The 8426-nt window shown below is 58.9% G+C and carries 9 protein-coding genes; 3 read left to right on the top strand and 6 right to left on the bottom strand.

Annotated elements, in window-relative coordinates:
- Positions 1–177: 177 nt before the first annotated feature.
- The 6 genes from pheT to infC all read right to left on the bottom strand — a co-directional run bounded on the left by pheT (position 178) and on the right by infC (position 5635).
- Positions 178–2592, bottom strand: coding sequence for a phenylalanine--tRNA ligase subunit beta (gene pheT, locus AAAB35_RS23385; RefSeq protein ID WP_340670673.1), 2415 nt, complete (start codon positions 2590–2592; stop codon positions 178–180).
- A gap of 21 nt (positions 2593–2613) precedes the next feature.
- Positions 2614–3024, bottom strand: a complete 411-nt coding sequence (locus AAAB35_RS23380; protein ID WP_340670671.1) for an ASCH domain-containing protein — start codon at positions 3022–3024, stop codon at positions 2614–2616.
- On the bottom strand, positions 3021–4103 hold the full coding sequence (gene pheS / locus AAAB35_RS23375; RefSeq protein ID WP_340670670.1) for a phenylalanine--tRNA ligase subunit alpha: 1083 nt from the start codon (positions 4101–4103) through the stop codon (positions 3021–3023). The genes AAAB35_RS23380 and pheS overlap by 4 nt, the downstream gene beginning before the upstream one ends.
- A gap of 110 nt (positions 4104–4213) precedes the next feature.
- The gene (gene rplT, locus AAAB35_RS23370; protein ID WP_027230884.1) at positions 4214–4615 is read right to left on the bottom strand and encodes a 50S ribosomal protein L20; all 402 of its coding nucleotides are present in this window, start codon (positions 4613–4615) and stop codon (positions 4214–4216) included.
- Positions 4616–4656: 41 nt separating this feature from the next.
- Positions 4657–4857 (bottom strand): 50S ribosomal protein L35, encoded by a 201-nt coding sequence (gene rpmI, locus AAAB35_RS23365; RefSeq protein WP_027230885.1) that lies wholly within the window; start codon positions 4855–4857, stop codon positions 4657–4659.
- 241 nt (positions 4858–5098) lie between these two features.
- Complete coding sequence (infC, locus tag AAAB35_RS23360; protein ID WP_036813559.1) at positions 5099–5635, bottom strand: translation initiation factor IF-3; 537 nt, start codon at positions 5633–5635, stop codon at positions 5099–5101.
- A 221-nt stretch (positions 5636–5856) separates the two neighbouring features.
- Here infC and AAAB35_RS23355 point away from each other — a divergent pair, with 221 nt between their 5' ends.
- The 3 genes from AAAB35_RS23355 (at position 5857) to AAAB35_RS23345 (ending at position 8377) form a co-directional block, all read left to right on the top strand.
- Positions 5857–6657 carry an alpha/beta hydrolase gene (locus AAAB35_RS23355; protein ID WP_340670668.1) on the top strand — a complete coding sequence of 267 codons (801 nt, stop codon included), beginning with the start codon at positions 5857–5859 and terminating at the stop codon, positions 6655–6657.
- A gap of 13 nt (positions 6658–6670) precedes the next feature.
- A complete protein-coding gene (locus AAAB35_RS23350; protein WP_340670667.1) occupies positions 6671–7816 on the top strand; it encodes a benzoate/H(+) symporter BenE family transporter in 1146 nt (381 codons plus the stop codon).
- Between the two features lie 117 nt (positions 7817–7933).
- Positions 7934–8377: a DUF2852 domain-containing protein gene (locus tag AAAB35_RS23345; protein WP_340670666.1), complete on the top strand. Its 444-nt coding sequence runs from the start codon at positions 7934–7936 to the stop codon at positions 8375–8377.
- The last annotated feature ends 49 nt before the right edge of the window (positions 8378–8426 follow it).

Here is an 8426-nt window from a genome sequence, read left to right as displayed (position 1 = left end):
CCATTTGTCGATTGTCGGCATGCATCTCTAAGCCTACCTTTACACGGTTGTTCCAAGAAAAATTGGGCGCGCAGCCCTGATGACTGCGACCGATCAGGATCGCGGAAGCCCGGGCCGTAAACACGGTGGGGAGGCAATCACGCACCCTTCTAAAAATCCCTCCAGGAGAAGGCCCTTTTACCGCCGCAACACCCCGCCAGTCTGCTTGGCGACATTCTCGACGATCCGCTTCGAGAGGGCTTCGAGATCCTCGTCCGTCAGCGTGCGCTCCTGCGGCTGGATCGCCACTTCGATCGCCACCGATTTTTTGTTCTCACCAAGCGAGGCACCTTCGAACACATCGAAGACTTGAACGCCGGTGATGAGCTTCTTGTCGCCGGAAAGGGCAGCTCGGATGACGGTTCCCGCCTCAACGGTCTTGTCGACGATAAACGCGAAATCGCGGCGCAGCGCCTGGAAATCAGACAGATTTAGCGCGGGCCTGGTACGCGTCGCCTTCTGCTTCGGCTCCGGAATTGCATCGATGAAAACCTCGAACCCGCTAAGCGTGCCGCCAACATCGAGCGTTTCCAGCGTCTTCGGATGAAACTCGCCGAAGGTTCCAAGGATTACCTTGGGGCCGAGCTTGATTACACCCGACCGGCCGGAATGATACCAGCCGGGAGCCCCCTGCTCGATCTGCAGCTTGTCGACCGGCGCGCCGCAGGCCTCGAGCACGGCAAGCGCATCCGCCTTCGCGTCGAAAACGCTCACAGGCGCAGCATTGCCGGCCCAATGGCGGCCGGAACCGTCAGGACGCGCCGTGCCGCGGCGAACGCCCGCAGCGACGCGTCGCTGGGCTTCCGGCGTGTCGTCCTCATAGGTTCCTGAAACCTCGAACAAGGCTAGATCGCTGAAGCCGCGATCGGCGTTGCGCTGGGCAGCGGCAAGAAGGCCTGGCAACAGCGAAGGACGCATATCCGACATATCAGCAGCGATCGGATTGGCGAGCTTCAGTTCCGGCTGCCCCCCACCAAATGCCTTGGCTGCCGTTTCCGAGATGAACGACCAGGTGACCGCCTCCATCATGCCGCGTGTCGCGAGCGCCCGACGCGCGTTGCGGGTACGTATCTGGAGCGTGGTAAGTATCTTGCCATTGACCGTCGCATGGCTCGGCAGGGGCTGCGGCTCGATGCGGTCGACACCGTGGATGCGCATGACCTCCTCGACGAGATCGGCCTTGCCGTCGATATCCGGGCGCCATGATGGCACCAGCACATCCACAGCCTCACCCTTGCCTTGCGGCTCAAAGCCGAGGCGGGAAAGGATATCGAGACTGATATCCGACGCCACATCGACACCGGTCAGGCGCTTTACCTCAGCTATAGGGAAGCGGACGAGTTTCGGCGTGTGACCCTCATAGCCGACAACCTTCGCCTCCGACGGCGTTCCGCCACAGAAATCGCGGACGAGCTGCGTTGCAAGCTCAAGGCCCGGAATCATGAATTCCGGATCGACGCCACGCTCAAAGCGGTAGCGCGCATCAGTGATGATGCCAAGGTTGCGACCGGTGCGGGCAATGTTCATCGCATCCCAAAGCGCCGATTCGATCACGACATTGGTGGTGTTCTCATCGCAGCCTGAATGCTCGCCGCCCATGATACCGCCGATCGACTCGACGCCATCCGCATCGGCGATGACGACATTGTCCGGGCCCAGTGCATATTCCTTGCCATTGAGGCCGAGGATTTCCTCGCCCGTCTTTGCATGGCGAACCGTAAGGTTGCCCTTGACCTTGTCCGCGTCGAACACGTGAAGCGGGCGACCGCGGTCGAAGGTCAAATAATTGGTAATGTCGACCAACGCATTGATCGGCCTGAGGCCTATGGCAATGAGGCGCTGCTGCAGCCATTGCGGGCTGTGCCCGTTCTTGACGCCCTTGACCGTGCGCCAGGCGAAACCCGGGCAAAGGTGACGGTTCTCGCCAAGATCGAGAGAAACCTGAACCTGCGGCTCGCCCGATCCTTTAACGGATGCAATGGGCTGTTGCTTCAGCTGGCCGATCCCGGCGGCTGCGAGATCGCGGGCAATACCATAGACGCTTGTGCAATCTGGGCGGTTTGGCGTCAGATTGATCTCAATGACCGGGTCGTCAAGGCCCGCATAGGCCGCGAAGCTCGTGCCGACCGGCGCGTCGGACGGGAGGTCGATGATGCCGTTGTGCTCGTCCGACATCTGCAATTCGCGTTCCGAGCACATCATGCCATGGCTCTCGACGCCACGAATCTTGCCAACCGACAGCGTCAGGTCAATGCCCGGGACATAGGTGCCGGGCGCCGCGAATGCGCCGATCAGCCCGGCACGCGCATTAGGCGCGCCGCATACGACCTGCAGCGGCTTGCCGTCGCCCGTATCGACGGTCAGAACCTGCAATTTGTCGGCGTCGGGATGCCTTGCCGCAGTCAATACTTTCGCGATGACGAACGGCTTCAGCGCCGCCTTGTCATCAAGGGACTCGACCTCGAGCCCGATCATCGTCAGCGTCTCAACGATCTCGTTGAGCGAAGCCTCCGTTTCGAGATGATCTTTCAGCCAGGAGAGTGTGAATTTCATGATTTCACTCGTTTTGAAGTTTTAGCGTTCGAGGATTTCGACCAGGCGAAACCGCTCACACAAAAGTTCCATATCAGGCGAGAAGTCGCCGTTGCGTCGGAAGTAGGCTTCATGACCCTCGCGCCATTCGGCAAGCGTCCTGTCGCCTTCGCCTTCGTCGCGGGAAAACTCCTCACCGACTGCATCGAAACGCCGATGGGTGATCTCGATGGTTTCGATCACCGCGGCGGGGCGCCCGGCGCCATCCATTACAACGTCCCTGCGCCCGACGACGGGCTTGTTCGGGTCGTTCTCAGCGTAGTCACGCACAGCCGCGCAGGTCGCCGTCTTCTTGCCAGCGAGTACAAGGGCGAGCAACTCGTCGGCGAGCGCCGGCGAATCGCCAAATGCGAATGTCAGTGCATCCTTGTACGCTTCGGGCACTCCGCTCACGCGCTGAGGCCTCCGAACAGCGTCGGCATGTCGAGCGGGCGGAAGCCGTAATGCGACAGCCAGCGCACATCCGCGTCGAAGAAGGCGCGCAGATCCGGCATGCCGTATTTCAGCATGGCGATGCGGTCGATGCCCATGCCCCAGGCGAAGCCCTGGTACTCATCGGGATCGAGCCCGCCGGCGCGCAGCACGTTTGGATGCACCATGCCGCAACCAAGGATCTCCATCCAGTCGGTGCCTTCGCCGAACTTCACTTCCTTGCCCGAGCGATCGCATTGGATATCAACCTCGAGCGACGGTTCCGTAAACGGGAAATAGGACGGACGGAAGCGCATCTTCAGCGACGGCACCTCGAAGAAGGCCTTGCAGAATTCTTCGAGCACCCACTTCATGTTGGCGACATTGGCCGTCTTGTCGATGACGAGGCCCTCGACCTGATGGAACATCGGCGAATGGGTCGCGTCGGAATCCATCCGGTAGGTCTTGCCCGGAATCACGATACGGATTGGCGGCTTCTGGTTCTCCATCGTGCGGATCTGGACAGGGCTCGTATGCGTGCGCAAGACGCGCCGTTCGCCGTTTTCGTCCGGATTGAAGAAGAACGTGTCGTGCATTTCGCGCGCCGGGTGGCCTTCCGGAAAGTTCAGCGCTGTGAAGTTGTAATAATCCGTCTCGATATCCGGTCCCTCGGCAATGGAGAAGCCCATGTCGGCGAAGATCGCCGTTATCTCGTCGATGACCTGGCTGATCGGATGAATGCGGCCGCGCTCAACTGCGGCGGCGCGGACGGGAAGTGTAACATCGACCTTCTCCTTTTCGAGGCGAACTGTGATTGCCGCATCCTTGAGCGCAGCCTTGCGCGCCGTCAGCGCCTCGGTGATCCGGTTCTTCAGTCCGTTGATGGCGGGGCCCTGAAATTGGCGCTCTTCCGGCGACATCGCGCCAAGCGACTTCAGCTTTTCCGATATTGAGCCCTTCTTGCCGAGTGCGGCGATGCGAACGGCTTCAATAGCCGCTTCGTCATTGGCTGACTCAATCTGCGCGGCAAGCACACTTTCCAGTTCTACCAGGTCGTCCATCGTTCATCACCTGTTTGATCGTCAATGACAAAAATCGAAAAACCCGCGCCAGCCGAGCCAGCGCGGGTTTCCCAAGTCTAATTTTCCGAAATGCTTTGGGAGCGCTGGGCTTAGTGAACAGCGCCTTCAAAAGCGTTCGGAGTGGTATTCTTGAGGTACTCAAGCGCCTTCTTGGCAGAAGCGACGAGTGCACCGAATGCCTCCGGCTCGTGGATCGCGAGATCCGACAAAACTTTGCGGTCAACTTCAATACCCGACTTCGACAGGCCGTCGATGAAACGGCTGTAGGTCAGGCCATGCTCACGCACGGCAGCATTGATGCGCTGGGTCCAGAGAGCGCGGAACGTGCGCTTCTTATTCTTGCGGTCGCGGTAAGCGTACTGCTTCGAACGGTCAACGGCAGCCTTTGCGGTGCGAATGGTATTCTTGCGGCGGCCGCGGAAACCCTCGGCCTGCTTCAGAACTTTTTTATGCTTGGCGTGGGACGTAACGCCCCGTTTTACACGTGCCATGATATGATCTCCTCGTCCTAGGGACTAAAAACGCGCCCGGCTTAGAGGCCGTTGGGCAAGAACTTCTTCACAATCTTCGCATCGGCATCGGAAAGAACCATTGTGCCACGTGCGTCACGAATGAATTTGTTCGAACGTTTGATCATGCCATGGCGTTTGCCAGCGGCGGCGGCTTTGACTTTGCCAGTCCCGGTCACCTTGAACCGTTTCTTGGCAGCAGATTTGGTCTTCATCTTGGGCATTTTGCTACTCCATTCTTCTAAAGGAGCCTGTCGCTTCCATGAAACGGTGGCATCCTGTTTTTCGACTTCAGGCCGACCAAAGCCTGAAAGCATGCAAAACCGCCACGGCATGCCCTGCCGGGCGGTTAGAACGGGGCCTTATTACCAGAAGTCTAAAAAAGCGCAACAACTGAATCGATCAAGGGCGATTGTAAATGAAAAAGCCGCCCGAAGGCGGCTCTTTTTCCTGGTGGGGGCCAAATCAGCGTGGTGCGAGCACCATCATCATCTGACGGCCTTCGAGCTTCGGCTCGGCCTCAACCTTGGAAATTTCGACCGTATCTTCCTTGACGCGATCCAGCAGGCGCATGCCGAGTTCCTGGTGGGCCATTTCACGGCCCCGGAAACGCAGCGTGACCTTGACCTTGTCGCCCTCGTCGAAGAACCGCTTGATCGCCTTCATCTTCACATCATAGTCATGCGTGTCGATATTCGGGCGCATCTTGATTTCTTTGATTTCGACAGTCTTCTGCTTCTTTCGCGCTTCGGCTGCCTTCTTCTGGCCCTGGTATTTCAGCTTCCCCAGGTCAACGATCTTACAGACCGGCGGCTCGGCATTGGGCACGATCTCGACAAGGTCGAGTCCAGCCTCATCGGCCATTGCCAATGCTGCCTGAATAGTGACGATACCATGGTTTTCACCTTCGGCATCGATGAGTTGTACCTGAGGTACGCGAATATCGCGGTTCGAACGAGGTCCATCTTTCTGGACCGCCTGTGCTCTAAAGGGTCGGCGAATGGCAGTAGTCTCCTTGAATTATTTCGGTCAACGCAAATAGCACCGTCGGATCAAGGCCGCAATGCTTGTGTGCGCTCGTCCAAGCCAATACCATTTTTTTTGGGATAAATCATCCATAACAGACATAGGATTGTTTCAGTTTTATGCAATGTTGTGCCCTTTATTGCTCATCCGGGTCATGGCAAAAAGCAGTACTTCAATAGAAAGACAGGTTCCTGTTCATGAATCCACCCCCGCCACAATTTCTCGCAGTCAATGGAATCGAGATCGCTTTCCGGCAGAGGCAGGGAGGCGGGCCCGGTATCGTCTGGCTCGGGGGCTATCGATCGGACATGCTGGGCACCAAGGCCGAGTGGCTCGATCAGTGGGCCGAGAGCAACGGCCTCGCCTTCCTTCGCCATGACTATTCGGGCCACGGCGAGTCGCGCGGCGAATTTCGCGACGGCACAATATCGCTCTGGCTCGAACAAAGCATCGGCGTGTTCCGACAATTTACCACCGGTCCGCAGATTGTGGTCGGATCCTCCATGGGGGGATGGATCGCCCTTCGACTCGTCGAGGAACTGCAAAAGATCGGCGAAGGTGGCCGCATAGCCGGTCTCGTCCTCATTGCACCAGCGCCAGACTTCACCTCAGAGCTCGTCGAGCCGCAGTTGACCAATGACCAGCGGCGGCAGATCGCCGAACGGGGTTCTATGGAAGAACCGTCGGAGTACTCCCCCGAGCCCTATATCTATACAAGGAAGCTGCTCGAAGATGGTAGGGCGAACCAGGTTCTGAAGGGGGTCATCCAGACCGATTGCCCGGTTCACATTCTACAGGGGATGGAAGATGAGGACGTACCTTATCGTCATGCCCTGAGGCTTGTTGATCATCTGCCCGTCGACGATGTGACCATTACCCTCGTTCGCGATGGCGACCATCGACTTTCCCGGCCGCAGGACCTTGAACTTCTGACGCGAACCGTATCTTCAATGGTCGATCGCACGACACCTCCACTGTCCCGCCCGCACATTCAATAGGTCAACCTCCATCATGCGCTTTTCAGTGATTGCTTCTGCCGTCGTTGCCGCGGTCGTCGGTTTTGGTGGGACGCTGGCACTGATCATCGCGGCGGCGCAGGCGTTGGGCGCAACCCAGGCGGAGACCGCAAGCTGGGTGACTGCCGTTTGCCTCGCCATGTTCTTCGCCACCGGCTACCTCAGCTGGCGCTACAAAATGCCGATCATCAGCGCTTGGTCTACACCCGGCCTTGCGCTTATTGGCGGGTCCATCGGCTTCACGATGCAGCAGGCGGTCGGCGCATTCATCGTCACGGCGCTCGCCATTATCCTCACCGGACTGGTCAAGCCGGTTTCGGCCTTTGTGTCGAAAATCCCCGCTTCGATCGCCTCGGGCATGCTCGCCGGCGTCCTCTTCGCCTTCCTCGTCGGCGCGGCCCGGACAATACCTGTCGATCCGCTTTTCGTGTTGCCGCTGGCGGCGCTGTTTTTCATCATTCGCCTGTATAGCCCGGCCATGGCGGTGCTTGCGGTGCTTTTCGGCGGCGCGATCTACGCCTTTGCCAGCGGACGCGTTGCCAGCGTTCCTTCCGTCGAACTCTCCACGTTAACGCTGATCATGCCGGTATTCGACCCACGCGCCATGATCGGACTTGCCCTTCCGCTCTATCTCGTCACCATGGCTTCGCAGAACCTGCCGGGTTTTGCGGTATTGCGCGCGGCCGGGTACGAGCCGCCGACAGCCGCGGCACTGCAGGTGACCGGTCTCGTTTCCCTTTTCAGCGCACCCTTCGGCGGCCACACGAGCAACATGGCCGCAATCTCCGCGGCGATCTGCACCGGGCCGGACGCGCATCCCGATCCGGAGAAGCGCTGGCTCACCGGACCGTTCTACGCGCTATCCTATTTGATATTTGCGATCTTCGGCGCTTCCCTCGTCGCGCTCTTCGCCGTCCTGCCAGCGCCGCTGATTGCCCTCGTCGCCGGCCTCGCCCTGATCGGCGCCTTCACCAACGCACTCACGCTTGCCCTCAAGGTCGAGGCCGAGCGCCTTGCCGCAATCGTGACTTTTGCCGTCACGGCGTCCGGCATTTCGATTGCCGGGATCGGTGCGGCCTTCTGGGCGCTTGTCGCCGGACTGCTGGTCTATTGGCTCGATCACGCAAAGAAAGCAGCCTGATTCCAAAGGCTTGTCGCATTTGGGATCACGTTTTCTTGAAAAGCCAAAATTTCCTTCCCATGTCGATATCGATCGACCAATCCGGGTCGGGCTTTCGTGAGTAAGGAAGGGCTTTAGATGAACAATGCTGCTTTGATCCGGCCAGGCTGGACCCCGGCAACCATCGCTTTGATGATTATCGGTTTCATGCTGTTCTGGCCACTTGGCTTAGCCATGCTTGCCTACATTGTCTGGGGCAACCGGTTTGGCGGATTCAAACACGAAATGAACAACGCTGCTGAAAACGTCTGCGGTGCATTCCGCCGCAATCGTTCGCATCGTTTCGGCAGAGGTCCGTTCGGCACGGGCAACGTCGCCTTCGACGAATGGCGTGAAAAAGAGCTCGAGCGCCTCGACGAGGAACGCCGCAAGCTCGAAGAAATGCGCGCTGAGTTCGAGGCTTATGCGCAGGAGCTGCGCCGGGCCAAGGACAGGGAAGAGTTCGACCGCTTTATGGCCGACCGCAATGCCAGGAAGTCGTCGGGATCAGTTCCCGACATGAACGAGGGCAATGGCGAGTAGCGTTGTCGCAATCCTGACTAGGTTTTACAAAGCGGCGCCGGATATCCGG

This window comes from Phyllobacterium sp. (assembly GCF_037994425.1).
Lineage (GTDB): Bacteria > Pseudomonadota > Alphaproteobacteria > Rhizobiales > Rhizobiaceae > Phyllobacterium.
Note: the sequence above shows the minus strand (reverse complement) of the source record. Positions and strands in the feature narration are given on the sequence as shown.